Annotated in this window: 16 protein-coding genes; 8 read left to right on the forward strand and 8 right to left on the reverse strand. The window is 40.6% G+C overall.

The window, feature by feature from the left end; genetic code table 11:
* The first annotated feature begins 81 nt into the window (after positions 1 to 81).
* From FTV31_RS12645 to FTV31_RS12655, 3 genes are all read left to right on the forward strand, one after another.
* Positions 82 to 867, forward strand: coding sequence for a M48 family metallopeptidase (locus FTV31_RS12645; RefSeq protein WP_180015151.1), 786 nt, complete (start codon positions 82 to 84; stop codon positions 865 to 867).
* A 93-nt stretch (positions 868 to 960) separates the two neighbouring features.
* The gene (locus FTV31_RS12650; RefSeq protein ID WP_180004067.1) at positions 961 to 1,269 is read left to right on the forward strand and encodes a hypothetical protein; all 309 of its coding nucleotides are present in this window, start codon (positions 961 to 963) and stop codon (positions 1,267 to 1,269) included.
* A gap of 112 nt (positions 1,270 to 1,381) precedes the next feature.
* Entirely contained in the window at positions 1,382 to 2,155 is a 774-nt protein-coding gene (locus tag FTV31_RS12655) for a M48 family metallopeptidase (protein WP_125279059.1), read from the forward strand.
* 139 nt (positions 2,156 to 2,294) lie between these two features.
* On the opposite strand, the gene slyD is transcribed toward FTV31_RS12655, so the two are convergent.
* From slyD to FTV31_RS12670, 3 genes are all read right to left on the reverse strand, one after another.
* Positions 2,295 to 2,777, reverse strand: a complete 483-nt coding sequence (gene slyD / locus FTV31_RS12660; RefSeq protein WP_004784172.1) for a peptidylprolyl isomerase — start codon at positions 2,775 to 2,777, stop codon at positions 2,295 to 2,297.
* A gap of 136 nt (positions 2,778 to 2,913) precedes the next feature.
* Entirely contained in the window at positions 2,914 to 4,200 is a 1,287-nt protein-coding gene (locus tag FTV31_RS12665) for an NAD(P)/FAD-dependent oxidoreductase (RefSeq protein ID WP_180015153.1), read from the reverse strand.
* A 212-nt stretch (positions 4,201 to 4,412) separates the two neighbouring features.
* Positions 4,413 to 5,726 (reverse strand): D-alanyl-D-alanine carboxypeptidase PBP6B, encoded by a 1,314-nt coding sequence (locus tag FTV31_RS12670; RefSeq protein WP_180015155.1) that lies wholly within the window; start codon positions 5,724 to 5,726, stop codon positions 4,413 to 4,415.
* A 175-nt stretch (positions 5,727 to 5,901) separates the two neighbouring features.
* On the opposite strand from FTV31_RS12670, the gene FTV31_RS12675 reads away from it, so the two are divergent.
* Entirely contained in the window at positions 5,902 to 7,605 is a 1,704-nt protein-coding gene (locus FTV31_RS12675) for a M61 family metallopeptidase (RefSeq protein WP_180015157.1), read from the forward strand.
* Between the two features lie 71 nt (positions 7,606 to 7,676).
* Here the strand turns inward: FTV31_RS12675 and paaI are convergent, their stop codons facing one another.
* The 3 genes from paaI to FTV31_RS12690 all read right to left on the reverse strand — a co-directional run bounded on the left by paaI (position 7,677) and on the right by FTV31_RS12690 (position 9,113).
* The gene (gene paaI / locus FTV31_RS12680) at positions 7,677 to 8,069 is read right to left on the reverse strand and encodes a hydroxyphenylacetyl-CoA thioesterase PaaI (protein ID WP_180015158.1); all 393 of its coding nucleotides are present in this window, start codon (positions 8,067 to 8,069) and stop codon (positions 7,677 to 7,679) included.
* A 170-nt stretch (positions 8,070 to 8,239) separates the two neighbouring features.
* Positions 8,240 to 8,638, reverse strand: coding sequence for a hydroxyisourate hydrolase (uraH, locus tag FTV31_RS12685; RefSeq protein ID WP_180015160.1), 399 nt, complete (start codon positions 8,636 to 8,638; stop codon positions 8,240 to 8,242).
* A 31-nt stretch (positions 8,639 to 8,669) separates the two neighbouring features.
* The gene (locus FTV31_RS12690; protein WP_257227185.1) at positions 8,670 to 9,113 is read right to left on the reverse strand and encodes a heme-binding protein; all 444 of its coding nucleotides are present in this window, start codon (positions 9,111 to 9,113) and stop codon (positions 8,670 to 8,672) included.
* A 174-nt stretch (positions 9,114 to 9,287) separates the two neighbouring features.
* Here FTV31_RS12690 and FTV31_RS12695 point away from each other — a divergent pair, with 174 nt between their 5' ends.
* Positions 9,288 to 9,959: a heavy metal response regulator transcription factor gene (locus FTV31_RS12695; RefSeq protein WP_180015164.1), complete on the forward strand. Its 672-nt coding sequence runs from the start codon at positions 9,288 to 9,290 to the stop codon at positions 9,957 to 9,959.
* The gene (locus FTV31_RS12700; protein WP_180015166.1) at positions 9,956 to 11,314 is read left to right on the forward strand and encodes a heavy metal sensor histidine kinase; all 1,359 of its coding nucleotides are present in this window, start codon (positions 9,956 to 9,958) and stop codon (positions 11,312 to 11,314) included. Before FTV31_RS12695 ends, FTV31_RS12700 begins: the two co-directional genes overlap by 4 nt.
* A gap of 8 nt (positions 11,315 to 11,322) precedes the next feature.
* On the opposite strand, the gene FTV31_RS12705 is transcribed toward FTV31_RS12700, so the two are convergent.
* Complete coding sequence (locus FTV31_RS12705) at positions 11,323 to 12,105, reverse strand: rRNA large subunit pseudouridine synthase E (RefSeq protein ID WP_005236402.1); 783 nt, start codon at positions 12,103 to 12,105, stop codon at positions 11,323 to 11,325.
* A gap of 469 nt (positions 12,106 to 12,574) precedes the next feature.
* Here FTV31_RS12705 and FTV31_RS17580 point away from each other — a divergent pair, with 469 nt between their 5' ends.
* Positions 12,575 to 12,715: a hypothetical protein gene (locus tag FTV31_RS17580; protein WP_005236401.1), complete on the forward strand. Its 141-nt coding sequence runs from the start codon at positions 12,575 to 12,577 to the stop codon at positions 12,713 to 12,715.
* Positions 12,716 to 12,963: 248 nt separating this feature from the next.
* Complete coding sequence (locus tag FTV31_RS12710) at positions 12,964 to 13,149, forward strand: hypothetical protein (protein ID WP_004784145.1); 186 nt, start codon at positions 12,964 to 12,966, stop codon at positions 13,147 to 13,149.
* Positions 13,150 to 13,826: 677 nt separating this feature from the next.
* On the opposite strand, the gene FTV31_RS12715 is transcribed toward FTV31_RS12710, so the two are convergent.
* On the reverse strand, positions 13,827 to 13,991 hold the full coding sequence (locus FTV31_RS12715; protein WP_005236398.1) for a hypothetical protein: 165 nt from the start codon (positions 13,989 to 13,991) through the stop codon (positions 13,827 to 13,829).
* Positions 13,992 to 14,242 lie beyond the last annotated feature (251 nt).

A 14,242-nucleotide genomic window follows, 5' to 3' on the forward strand; every position in this document is an offset into this window, starting at 1 on the left:
TATTTGAGCGAGCTTATAAAAATGATTGAAAACCTGTTCGGATTCTTTATGATGTTTTGACCTTATATATTTGAGAAGGTTATGAAATATAAAAATTTATTGGCGGGGATGGTCATTGCGACCACATTAACGGGGTGTACTACGGTTGCAGATTTGATGGGAGCTGATTCAGCTACATTAAATCTGAGTGCAGCACAAAGCTATAATCAGATGCTGACAGAGGCCAAGCAGAAACAGATTCTGGATACGACTTCTGCCACCTATAAAAAAGTAAATCGGGTTTTCCTGAAAATGAAGCCGTATGCGGATCAACTGAATCAGACTGGGCAGAAGTTTGACTGGCAAGTGGCTGTGATCAAATCTAACGAGATTAATGCCTATGTCGCACCAGGTGGCAAGGTGGTGTTCTATACGGGTATTGTCGACACACTAAAACTTACAGACGATGAAGTTGCTGCCATCATGGGACATGAAATGGTGCACGCGCTTGAGGAACATTCTAAAAATAAGGTAGGAGCGCAAGCACTTACCGATTTGGCAGTAAGTATCGGTAGCAAGTATGTCGGGCAGTCCGCTGGTGGTTATGGTGGGCTACTGCTGGATATGGGTGCTCAATTTGGTGTGGGCATGCCATTCTCACGTAATCTGGAAAGCCGTGCCGATAAAGGCGGGCTCATGCTAATGGCACGAGCGGGCTATAACCCGAATGCAGCGATTACGTTGTGGCAAAAAATGAATGCGCAAGACAGCCGTGGCAATAGTGTCCTGAATAAATTTACTTCTACGCATCCAACAAATGATGACCGAATTGCAGTCTTGCAACAGCTGATGCCTGAAGCGATGACGGTATATAAGACTAAGAAATAATTTCGAAACTCAGGACTAAAGTCTTAACGGCAAGTGCTGTGCAGTGGCATGGCGCTTGCTAGAATAAAACAAAATAAAATATGAGTATGCAGGATGCATAAAAATATCTCGGGAACGATGTTCTATTCCTTGTTATTCGCGATGGGTGGCGCACCGACCATTGCGATGCTGATTATCCGTGCCCAAACTCGGGATCCTGACATTATTTACGGTGCATTTATTGGCTTGAGTGTGATCATTGCCTGTGTATTGGTACCGGTCATCTTGTTACAGAATGCTTTTCTATTTTTTAAGCGTAAAAGTGAAATTTTAGAAGAAAAAATTAAACCTTTGTGTTATTTATATTTAGGTTTAAATATTGTCTGTCTGATTTATTGGCTTACGATACAGTATTGGGGTTAAAATTACATAAAATATAACAAGATGAAGTAATTGTACATTTAGTTGATCCGGCCTTTAACTTATAATTTTTTACAATGTAAATTAACCTTTTGCTTATGGTGGAGTCACTATAATGAAAAATAAATTCTTGTTAGGTATGGGTGCAGCCGCAGCCATTACTTTGTCTGGTTGTACAACTATTGCCGATATTGCAGGTGCAGATACTGCGACTTTAAATGCTTCAGCCAGCCAAAGCTACAATGCCATGGTGGCAGACGCTAAAGCGAAAGGCCAGCTGGATACCAGTTCAGCGACATACAGTCGTATTAATGCTGTTTTTAACCGTTTAAAACCTTATGCCAACCAGCTGAACCAGACGGGTACTGCATTCCAATGGCAGTTGGCCGTATTGAAATCTGATCAGGTCAACGCTTTTGTGGCACCTGGTGGTAAAGTGGTGTTCTATACCGGTATCGTGAACAAGCTGAATCTGACCGATGCTGAAATTGCAGCCATTATGGGTCATGAAATGGTCCATGCCCTGGAAGAGCACGCGAAACAGAAACTTGGTGCACAAGCCCTGACTGATCTGGCATTGGGTATTGGTTTAAATGCAGCGGGCGTAGGACAAGGTGGTGCTGCAGTAGCACAATTGGGTAGCCAGATTGGTATCGGCTTGCCTTACTCACGTAACCTAGAAAGCCGTGCTGATCAGGGCGGTTTAACTCTCATGGCGCGTGCTGGCTATAACCCGAATGCAGCGATTACTCTTTGGGAAAAAATGAACAAGCTTGAAGGTGGTAGCACTGGCGCGACTTTCCTGTCTACTCACCCATCGAACAGTCAGCGTATCGCAGCAATGCGTCAAAATCTGCCAGCAGCAATGCAGATCTATAACAAACGTTAATGATTGCGTAATTTGAGTGATTCGCGATTTTAATGATGAAAAGCAGGGCAGTAGTCCTGCTTTTTTATATTTAAAATCTTAAGGCAATAAAAAAGGCAAAGTTTTCACTTTGCCTTTTTGTGCTAAAGACTGGGAAGTCTTAGTGGTGGTGACCACCTGCACCGTGTACGTGACCGTGATCAAGTTCTTCTTGAGAAGGTTCACGGATAGACACGATTTCAACTTCGAAAGTTAAATCTTGACCAGCAAGCGGGAAGTTAGCATCAACAACTACGTTGTCACCTTCAACTGCTTTAACAGTTACGATTTGAACGCCGTCATCAGTTTGTGCTTGGAACTGCATGCCTGCCTGGATGTTGTCTACGCCTTGGAACATTTGTTTAGGCACTTCTTGCACTAGCTCTGGGTTATATTCGCCATAGCCTTCAGCAGCAGGAACATTTACAGTGAATTTTTCACCAACAGTTTTGCCTTCTAAAGCTTTTTCTAAACCAGGGATGATGTTACCTGCACCGTGCAAATAGGCAAGTGGTTCACCTTGAGATTTGTCGAGAGTTTCACCCTCTGCGTTAGTCAATGTGTAGTGGAAAGAAACCACGAGGTTATTTGCAATAGCAGTCATATTAATTGATCCATTCAATTTTTTAAGGGTACATCATAAAGTGAAATTGTATTTTTGTAGACTAAAAATAGCAAAAAAATGCAATTTGACATGTTTAATGACGATTTTTTCATATATGAGGACAATATTTACAATTTCAATGCAATTTCAGCTTGGGTGCAATTTTTCGTGTAACAAAGTCTTTGGCAGTTAACAGGCCAGCATGGGTATAGCCATGAATGGTGGCCTGATGAATCCGGTACAGGGATACATACATGGATTTCGCGACAAAGCCTTGAATATTGACCTGACCCAATAATTCACCGACAGCACTGTTTTGACTTAAAGACACTAATGAGCCTTTGTCAGAAAACTTGAACATCGGTAAATAGCTTTCACCATTAATGCGTGCTTTTAAGGCTCTGACCAGAAAAGCGGCCTGCTGGCTGGCGACTTGCGCACGCGGGCCTAAAACCGGTTGATCTGCTTCAGGCTGACAATGCGCACAATCACCAAAAACGAAAATATCCGGGTCTGACAGAGTTTGCAGAGTTGCATAAACTTTTAGGCGATTAATGTTGTCTTTTTCCAGCTCTTTAAGTTTTGCCAGAACTTCAGGTGCTTTAATTCCAGCAGCCCAGACTTTAATTTCTGCTTCGAGGCTTGAACCATCTGCAAAATAAATCTGGTCTTCATCGACTTTAGCGACCCGGTGACTGGTTAATACCTCAATACCTAGACGATCGAGTTGCTCCATAGTGTGTTCAGCCATTTTCTCAGACAGTGCAGGTAAGATCCGGTCAGCCGCTTCAATCAAAGTGATTTTGACTTTATTTGGATCAATCTTGTTCAGACCATATTTAAAAAAGTTTTGTTTGGCGATCACCAGCTCGGCAGCCAACTCTACACCAGTTGCACCGGCTCCAATAATGGCAATTTTAAGCTCACGCGAAGAGGTCTGATTTTGAGCATTGAGATAAAGATGCAGCAGATCCTGCTGGAAAACATCGGCCTGCTGGCGGCTGTCGAGAAAATGACAGTATTGGGCAACGCCTTCCGTATTAAAATCATTGGAAGTAGAACCTAATGCTAGCACTAGCGTGTCATAGCTGATATTTTTTTTCTGTTTAGGCTGGGCTTTTTTAGAAAAGTAATCTGTTTCCAGAATAATTTCTTTAGCCTTACGGTCAAGATCAACAAATGTTCCCAGCACAAAGTGATAATGATGAGCCGCAGCATGACTAAAATAATTGGTTTCTTCTGCATGCGGATTAAGCGTACCTGCAGCAATTTCATGCAATAAGGGTTTCCAGATATGCGTCAGCTTTTGATCTACGAGGGTAATATGCGCTTTGCCACTTTTGCCTAAAGTTTCGCCCAGTTGAGTAGCCAGCTCCAAACCACCTGCGCCACCACCTACAATTACGATTCGATGTGCTGTCATATATTATTAACCTATTTATTTTTCTAATAAAAATAAGAGAAATTTAGACCAAATATACTATGGCATGGGCGGCAGGTCGTCTTGATTAGAATTGTTATACAAATTACAAAACGTAGCAATTATGTCAGAAGAGGTAAAATTGACGAGAGAAAAGAAGAAATCTATGGTGGGAGTTAGAAGGCAAATGAGGGCCTTCTAACTGTATTCAGCGTTTATTTCTGGATTGGATAGAGTTTGGCACTTGGTGCACTTTCTGCAAAGATGCCAAAGAAGCTGGATAACCAGCTCAGAAATTTCTGGAAGAAACTGGCTTCTTCAAGTTCCACCATATCTTCAATCTGGATAGTACGAATAAGCTGATTATTCTGATAGACATGAATCGTCGCCAATGGCATTACTTTGGCCATAGGTGCAATTAACTCAGAAGCAGTCATTTCCACATTGATATGAGTTTGGGTTTCATGGAGCGGTTCAATGCTTTGCATTACACCATCACCTGTATTCAACATCACCCGTTGATGGTTTTGATCGAACTGGTTCAGGTCAATGGCATAATTCTGATCATATAAAGAGGTGGTAATAATCTGCGGCTGTTTGGTCTCGACCTTAAACATTTTCAAAGTCGATTTGATCACCGGTAATTCAGCCAGTAGCTGTTTGTCTTTAATGGCGACTTCATTACGGGTATAGGTATACGCCAGATTCATTAACTTATGCGACACTTCAGCGCGTTTGGCAGCACTTTTGGTACCTAGAACTACCACGATCAAACGACGGTGAGGTAGTTCCATGTCATAAGTCGGACGATTGGCAGTGAGCGCCAGGTTATAGCCGGCTGCACGAGTAAAGCCAGTTTTTAAACCATCGACGCTTGAGTCCACTTGCAACACACGGTTAGTGGCACGGTGGAAATGGTTGTTATAGGTAAAACTTGGCTGTTTGGAATAATATAGATAGTCCGGAGTTTGATTGACTACAGCTGCCGACAAACGCGCCAGATCCGCTGCAGTAGAATAGTGCTCAGGCATGGTAATACCGGCCGGATTCTGGAAATGGGTATGAACCATACCTAAAGCTTTTGCTTCCCGATTCATTCGCTCGACAAAGCTCGGAATATCACCTGAAATTTTTTCTGCCAATGTCACAGCAGCATCATTCGCCGACATGATAATCAGACCTGCCAGAAGTTGATCAATCGAAATCTGCTCACCTTCTTTCAGGTACATTTGTGACTCATCCCACATCACTGTTTTCACAATCGGCGTTGCAGTTAATACTTCACTTTTATCTAATTTGCCCGCCTGAATTTCCTTCAATGCAATATAAGCGACCATCATTTTGGTGAGGGAAGCGGGTGCACGTTGAACGTCAGCATTGTGTTCGGCAATGACCTGACCTGACTGTGAGTCAAGAATGGTCCATGCTTCTGCTTCAACGCTTTCAGGTAAAATATTCAGAAGGGCAGCATATGAAATTGCAGGCACAAACAGGCTGAGAACTGCAAGCAGTGAGATGATGTATTTCAAAGGTGTTCCTTAATAACCAACCGGTCGATGAACGATTTAATTTTCACGCATGCTATGCCTTTTTTTTAAGGATAGCTAGTCAGAAATGTAGACAAATGCGACAGCTAAGCAATACTGGCCTAAAAAATGCTAAGCTAAGCTATAACTCATTTATTTGTATTTTATATCGCCCATTATGTTGCATTATCAAATCGAATTTGACGATTATCGTCAGCACCTTATTCACGTAACTCTTCGCTTTTTAGCAGACCCAACACAAGTCCTTTCTTTACCGACCTGGATTCCGGGCAGTTACCTGATTCGCGAGTTCTCCAAGCATATTGAAGCAGTCAAGGCTTATGATGAGGATGGACGCCAGCTACAAATCCAGAAGTTTGAAAAGAATAAATGGCGTTTATTCAATACGGATCATGAACTGATTACTGTGGAATATGATGTCTACGCATATGACCTGTCTGTTCGTGGTGCATATGTGGATCAAAACCGTCTCTATGTGAACCCAGCTTGTGCATGTTTGGGTCTAGAAGGTCAGGAGCATAAAGAAATTGAAGTAGAAGTATTCCTGCCGGATGAACTGAAACATTTCCAGCTTGCGACGGGCATGCAGGCCAAAAGTCTGGTGAAAGGTCGTTATACCTTAAAAGCTAAAAACTATGCTGAACTGATTGATGCGCCGTTTGAACTGGCAGAGCAGACCCGTTTCAGCTTTGAAGCCAATGGCATTCCGCATGAGTTTGTGGTGTCAGGCAAACATGCGATGAATGAACAGCGTATGAAGCAGGACATTGAGAAAATCTGTGCGACAGAAATTTCCATGTTCGGTTCTGCACCGTTTAATGATTATACCTTTATGACCATGGCAACCGGTAACAGCTATGGCGGTCTGGAGCATCCGAACTCAACCAGCCTAATTACACCGCGTGATGATTTCCCTAAAGCAGATGAGCCTGAAGAGCCTTCGAAAGATTATCAGCGTTTCCTTGGCCTATGTAGTCATGAATATTTCCATTCATGGTTAGTCAAATTCATTCGTCCTGAAAACTTCGTGAATTATGACCTGAACAAAGAAGGCTATACCTCTTTGCTTTGGATCTTTGAAGGGTTTACGTCGTATTATGATGACCTGATTCTGCTCCGTAGTGGCGTGATTAATCAGGAATCTTATATTGCATTGCTTAAAGCGCAGATAGACCGTTATTTGCAAAATCCGGGACGTTTTATTCAATCCGTGTCTGAGTCTAGCTTTGATGCCTGGGTGAAATTCTATCGTCAGGATGAAAACTCAAACAATGCCGGTACCAGCTACTATAATAAAGGCTGTTTAGTCGCATTGTGTCTTGATCTGGGTCTACGTCTACGTGGGTCAAGTTTAGATGCTTTGATGCGTAAGCTATATGAAAATACGCAAAATAGCATTCAGGTCAATGAACGCACTATTTTCGAATTGTGTCAGGAGTTGACAGGTGATAACTGGTTAGAACAGATCAATCATCTGATCAATACTACTGATGAATTGCCATTGGATCAGTTACTACCTGAATTTGGCGTGAGCTATACCCTGAAAAATGACAAGTCATTACCATTTGGTTTGAAGCTTGTAGATAAGCCTGAAGGTGTGCTGGTTCAGTCTGCACGTCGTGATGGAGCAGGGGTGAAAGCGGGCCTTTCAGCGAATGATGTGATTGTGGCGATTGATGGACTTAAAGCAACGACGAAACTTGTTGAGAAATATGCGAAACAGGAAGGTACTTATACTGTCCATGCATTCCGTCGTGATGAGCTGATGACTTTTGACGTTCAAAATGGTGGTTCTGAACTGACTGAAGTTGAATTGAAAGTTGAAGATCAAACTAAAGCTGAGAAATGGTTGAAAGCTTAATTTAGCATTTGCTGTTTTAAAAAACCGGTGTTGATGCACCGGTTTTTTTATTGCATTAAGTTTTAGAATAATTATTTAACGATCAGTCGTGAGGTTCCACGGAATTCAGCCACGATTTGATCTTTCTGATTCAGGATCTGAATATCGTAAATCCCACTGCGACCGCTACTGGCTTTATGTTCAGCTATGGCGGTAAGGGTATCACCGAGCAGTGCCGGTTTCAGATAATGAATACCACAATGTTGGCCGACTGCTGGATGTTCGCCGGTATTGCAGGCAATGGCAAATGCAGCATCAGCTAATGCAAAAATCACAGCGCCGTTACAGGTTTGATGTCCCTGTAGATGTTGTTCAGTCACTTTCAGTTCAATCTTCGAATGATTGTGGTTATAGGAAATTAGATGCGCACCGAGATACTGAATTAAGCGGTCCTGATTAAACATCTGATTCACTTGCTGATCCATTGCAAAACTCCTTTTTTAGATACACTTTATTTTAAAAATATTAATTATGTGAATCATAAATAGCATTCCAGGAGATAAATAACAAGCGAAAGCCAGATGAATGATGAAATGCAGCCATTTTACTTATCAAAATAAAGCGCCATGAAAATGACGCTTTTAGATAATAAGGATTAATTACCACGATAGGTTGAATAACCATAAGAGCTCAGTAATAACGGAATATGATAGTGCTCCAAAGCACCGTCAATCGTAAATACCACAGGTACTTCAGGGAAGAAGGTGCGTTGATTATTGGCCTTAAACCAGTCACCGGTTTTGAAGGTCACTTTATAGATGCCTTTTTGTAAAGCTGTATCTTTAGGATAAAACTCTTTGATACGGCCATTGGCATCTGTTTTTAACTCATTCAGTTTTATCCACTTGTCACCTTGCTGAGCTTCCAAAACCACTGCGACATTGGCGGAAGGTAGACCTGTTTCCTGATTCAGCACATGTACACTTAAAGGATTCTGTGCAAAAGAAAAGCTTCCTGTCGCCGCTAGAAGAGCACCAAAAATAATTTTTTTCATGGGTCTGTTCCTATTTTAGAGATGGATAAAATTAAAGTTGTTTTAAAGTATGTTGAATGCCTTGTACGGCACACTGATGATCTTGTTCAGAGCCACCAGAGCCTGCAACGCCAACAGCGCCAATGAGCTGGTTTTTATAAACCACAGGTACCCCGCCGCCCAATAATAACAATTCATCCAAGGTATTTAAATTTTGTGCATCCGGGTTCTTTTGTGCATGACGCATGAAATCCAATGTACTGGTCTTAGTCGAGTATGCAGTAAAGGCTTTACGCTGTGATGCAGTTAAATTGTGAATTCCGACAGATTCATGCCGTTGACTGGCCAAGACATTGCCGCCTTGATCCAGTACTGTGACTGCAGCGGGTTTGCTGGCTTTCTGACAAGCTTGCATGACGTTCTCAGTAAGCTGGTTTGCTGTGCTCAAGTCCATAATATAGGCCGTTTTTAATTCAGCATGGCTTAAGCTAACCATTGCTAAACTCGCTAGATATAACAATATTTTTTGCTGATTCAATCTACTTCTCATGATACTGTTCAGTTATATAGAAATTGAGAAGATCATAATCAAAGAATTGAAGCCCATGGATGACAATCAGATTACCAATTTGTAATCTTTGCGCCGTATGAAATTGATTAAACTCAACCCATGCATATTTTAATTGTAGAAGATGAAACCAAAATTGCCGGCTTCTTGGCCACAGGTTTAAATGAATCCGGCTACCAGACTACACAGGTGGGTAATGGCCTGCATGCCTTATCGGTGCTGGAACAGCAACAGATTGATCTGTTATTGCTGGATGTGATGCTGCCCGACCTGGACGGCTGGCAAGTCCTCAAAACCTTGCGTACTTTTTCCAAAGTTCCCGTACTCATGCTGACTGCCAAAGATCATGTGCTTGACCGGGTTAAAGGATTGGAACTGGGGGCAGATGATTATTTAACCAAGCCTTTCTCTTATATCGAACTCTTGGCCAGAATCAAAAGCCTGCTGCGCCGTGTACCAAAGGTTGAACATGAAATGTATCAGGTGGCCAATTTAGAGCTGAATCGTTTAACCCGGGAAGTATTTCGAGACCAGCAAAAAATAGAGCTTACCCAAAAAGAATTTGTACTTTTACAGTTGCTGATGGAACACCAGTCCGAAGTTTTAACCCGGACACAAATTGCTTCACTGGTCTGGAATATTAATTTCAATACCGACACCAATGTCGTTGATGTTGCCGTACGCCGATTACGTTCTAAAATTGATGACCATTTCAGCCCAAAACTTATTCATACGGTACGCGGTATGGGCTATAAGCTGGATGTGCAAGCATGAAAATGCATTTGGGCACACGTCTCGGCATCGCTTTTGGCCTTATTTCCTGTATCGTTTTTCTAAGCATCGGCGGGTTGTCCTATCATAATATGCAGCAGATGGTGCAACAACAGCAGGATGAAGCCTTGGCCTTGCGGATTTCCAGGATTGAAATATTTCTGGCTGATCAACAAAGCTTTCAGGTGCTGATCGAACATCCGGAGCTTTATGAGAATATGCTTGGACAGGAAGATAACTTACTGATTCTTAAAAATGCTCAGAATACCTTGATTGACATTAATCCTTTAAATATCGCTATTCCTCTATTGGATTATCACACCAAGCTGAATTATCAAAATAATAAGATTGAACAACCCACGACCCGTTTGGCATTTAAGCAAGTGGACTTTAATGGACAGTCTTATCAACTGATTGCCGGTAAGCAACTTGTAGCAGGGCAACAGGTTTTAAAGCATTACCTGATAAAATTAGTGATCTACACTCTGCTTGGTATTATTTTATCCACCTTGTTAGCCTGGCTGATGGGACACTATCTACTGCGATCCATGCGTCAATTAATTTACGCCACTCAGCAGATTAATGTACAGCGGCTGGATCAACGCATCAAGTTGCTATCCCGGACTATTGAGGTGCAGCAATTAACCGAGGCCATGAATGCCATGCTGGACCGAATCCAGCATGGCTATGAACAGCTGGCCCGATTTTCTGAAGATATTTCTCATGAATTACGAACGCCCCTGAATAACTTGATGGGGCAAACCCAGATTGCCTTGTCGAAGTCACGTAGTCGCGATGAATTAGAAAATTTGCTGTATTCCCATCTGGAAGAGTATGAACGTCTAACCCAGATGATTGAAAACATGCTATTTATCGCCCGGGTGGAACATGGTCAATATCCGATAGAAAAACAGACACTAGAACTTAGCCAGATCATAGAAGATTTGCTGGCATATTTTGAGTTTCTGGCAGAAGAAAAAAATATGTCTATTTATGCGGATATTCCGGCTCAACTGAATCTATCTGCGCATCCGGAACATCTGCAACGTGCGCTTGCCAATTTGCTCAGCAATGCCGTGCAATATGGCAAGGAAAATGGCGAGATCAGAATCACGGCGACGACTACAGAAAATAGCTGTCGAATTGATGTGCTGACAGCAGGTGTACAGATCCCCGAGCAGCATTTAGCCCATCTGTTTGAACGTTTTTATCAGATTGATAGCAGCCGGCATCAAAAAGCCCAAACGGGTGGTTTGGGCTTGGCGATTGTGCAGTCGATTATGCAGTTGCATCAGGGGAAAGTTCAGGTGAATAACCATCCTCAAGGTGTGGTTTTTAGTTTGATCTTCCCGACCTGAGCAGTGGCTTAACGTGTACGACGGCCACGACTCTTGGTATTTGGACGGGTGGTACCATTGGTCTTGCGACGTGGTTTTTCACCTTCTTCCATTTGCCAGATACGTGGTGTACCGGTTTTTTTCTTGGTGCCGTCTTTCGTTACTTTCTTGTTAATCGGTTTACCACCGGTACCACCCGGCTTTTTCACATAAGAGCGCGAACGATACGGTTCCTGTGCAGGCACATCTTTAAAGTCTGGATAGAGCAACGGTTCGATTTCTTTGGTTTCACCTGGTTGCAGACCCAACTGTACCAGATCAATCGAACCGATTTTGGTGCGGATCAAACGTAAGGTAGGAAAGCCGACTGCTGCAGTCATACGACGAACCTGACGGTTACGACCTTCACAGATTGAAATTTCGACCCATGAAGTTGGAACAGAAGCACGGAAACGTACAGGAGGATTACGTTCCCATAACCATTCCGGTTCAGTGACTTTAATTGCTTTGGCTGGTAGCGTAATACCGTCATTCAGTTCAACGCCCTTACGAAGCTGTTCCAAGGCTTCTTCAGTTATATCGCCATCGACCTGAACCAGATAAGTTTTGAATTTTTTGCTGGCTGGATTGGTAATATATTGGTTTAAACCGCCATGATCGGTCAGGAACATCAAACCTTCAGAATCCATATCTAGACGACCGGCAATACGCAGATCCGGATCGTCTACGAAATCTGCCATAGTCTGATGTTTTTCATCTGGACGAAATTGGGAGAGGACGTCATAAGGCTTGTTAAGAATGACAATTTTCACTTTAACCTACTAAAATATATAAAATAATTCTGGTGTGGCAGTCATGTTGCCCATTGTGATACTCCTTTACTTATAAGTAGGAGATAAGGGAAGACATAAAAGAGTCCACTAAGTGGAAGCTATCATAGCAGATTCTGATTTATCTTCCTCGAATTTATGTTTTGCATCTCATTTGATTGCGGCCATGACGCTTTAAAATGATGTACTTTTTGTATTCAAATATGATCTTCCGTTTAAGAATGTTAATCATCGATGATCCTTATTTTCTACTGCACTCGTCGAGCCAGTTAAGGGAAAATAAGACAATTCAAGGCAAAGCAAAAAATTGATAATGATTTTTATAGACCCAAAATGGTTCTGACGGATTTACATACCATACAAAAAGCTTTCCAAACTGGCTTAGACCACTACAAAGCAAGCTGATATTTTAATTTCACAGTTTCTAATATTTTTAATTTTGAGGTGAACAATGAAATTGTTGACTTTAATTAGTATGGGTATTGCAGCGAGTTATTGTTATAAAACCATCAAACATAACAAGCAAAATCTTTCAAATCTAAGTTTTGATGAAGTGATAAATCAACACATTTTACGAGATTTTATAGCCTGAGCATTACTTATATTTACTGCTAGTTTAATCTGATTAATAAATAGAGAATCTCAACATATCTTGTTGGGATTTTTTATTTTTTATCGTTTGAATATTTTTAAATAAGGCGCATAAGAAAATTTATATCAAAATGAAAGTTACATGATTAATCTATTAAATAGTCAATTAATACAACTCTATAAAGCAATGTAAACGAAAAATTCAAATCTTCTGCTAAATTAAAAATAACCAAATGTGTGGAGGTCTGTATGAGAAATATACCAGAAGGAACCCAGGTTATTCATCATATATCAGCTCAGGACTGTGCATTCTATAAGGAAGAAAATGGAATTCTGAAAGTCTGGAATAGTGGCACTTGGGTGAATGCGATTGTACCAAATCTGGAAAAAATGATGGAGCTTGATTTCGAGTTAGAAGTACTCAAATCTATGTAGTGATTTAATATTTAAAGATCCTTCTATTTAGGATCTTTAAATTTATATATTGAGGTTTTAAAAATAATAAAAAATGTCTTTATGGAAAAAGAGCTTTATTGAAAACAAATTAGCAATTGTTGATTATTTAAAAATACATATCAGGTGTTTAGTTTTAATTTGATATCAAATAAGGAAAATAAATTATGAAATACTAAATTAAAACCTATGAAATGACTTAAAAAGACATTAAGTTCAGAAGCTTAAATTTTGGAATGGCAATATATTACATAGAAAAATTTTTTATAAACAAAGATTATTTTATGATTTCAAAGAAATAATCTATTAATTTTTTAAATAAAATTAATTAAGTAATTGATAATTATAAATATATTTATTGATAATTAAGGTTTAATTTATAGTTTTACTCTCTTATTTTGTGTTTTAATTTAGTTTAAATATTCAAGATTATGTAATATTTTGTTATTTGGTTTCATGCTTATGTAGTGTATAAATAATATACAGCTCTCCATGAGGGTAAAACACATGACTAAAGCAGAATTAGCTGTCTCCGCATTGGTCGTATTCCTTATTACCTTGATGGTTTATGGAGTAGGACAATCATTGAGTTATTAAAATAACTTTTTTCTAATGATTCCCGTATGTAAATAAAGCCCTTCGTGGGCTTTATTTTGTTTTCAGTCTGAGTCTGAATCACTCTTCTGATTTTCAGAATATTCTAGTGCAGCTTTTTGTGCTTCTACGGCGGCTTTAGCTTCTAAAGGAATAGCATCTGCTGCAATAGTAGAAGTACCATAAAGGCCTATCATAATGAGTATTAGAATTTTCGAAAACTGTTTCATATGAAATCCTCTAATTTTCTAAAACTTGATTTCAGTGTAGGGGATAAAACTCTCTGGGCATGTATGAGCGGTGTCTGCTTATGTAAGATATTCGGGCTTAGCGTGAAAACCCTTTCACCTTATGTAACCCGAATCGCGGATAAGAAATTGACTTGAAAAATAAGAGGACTAGAGCCATCAGTTGAGTTACCACACCAAACTCACAACTCTAGTCCTGATGTTCAATAGTACCGAATTATTCTGCGTAATTG

It is taken from the genome of Acinetobacter sp. YH16031 (assembly GCF_013417335.1).
Taxonomy (GTDB): domain Bacteria; phylum Pseudomonadota; class Gammaproteobacteria; order Pseudomonadales; family Moraxellaceae; genus Acinetobacter.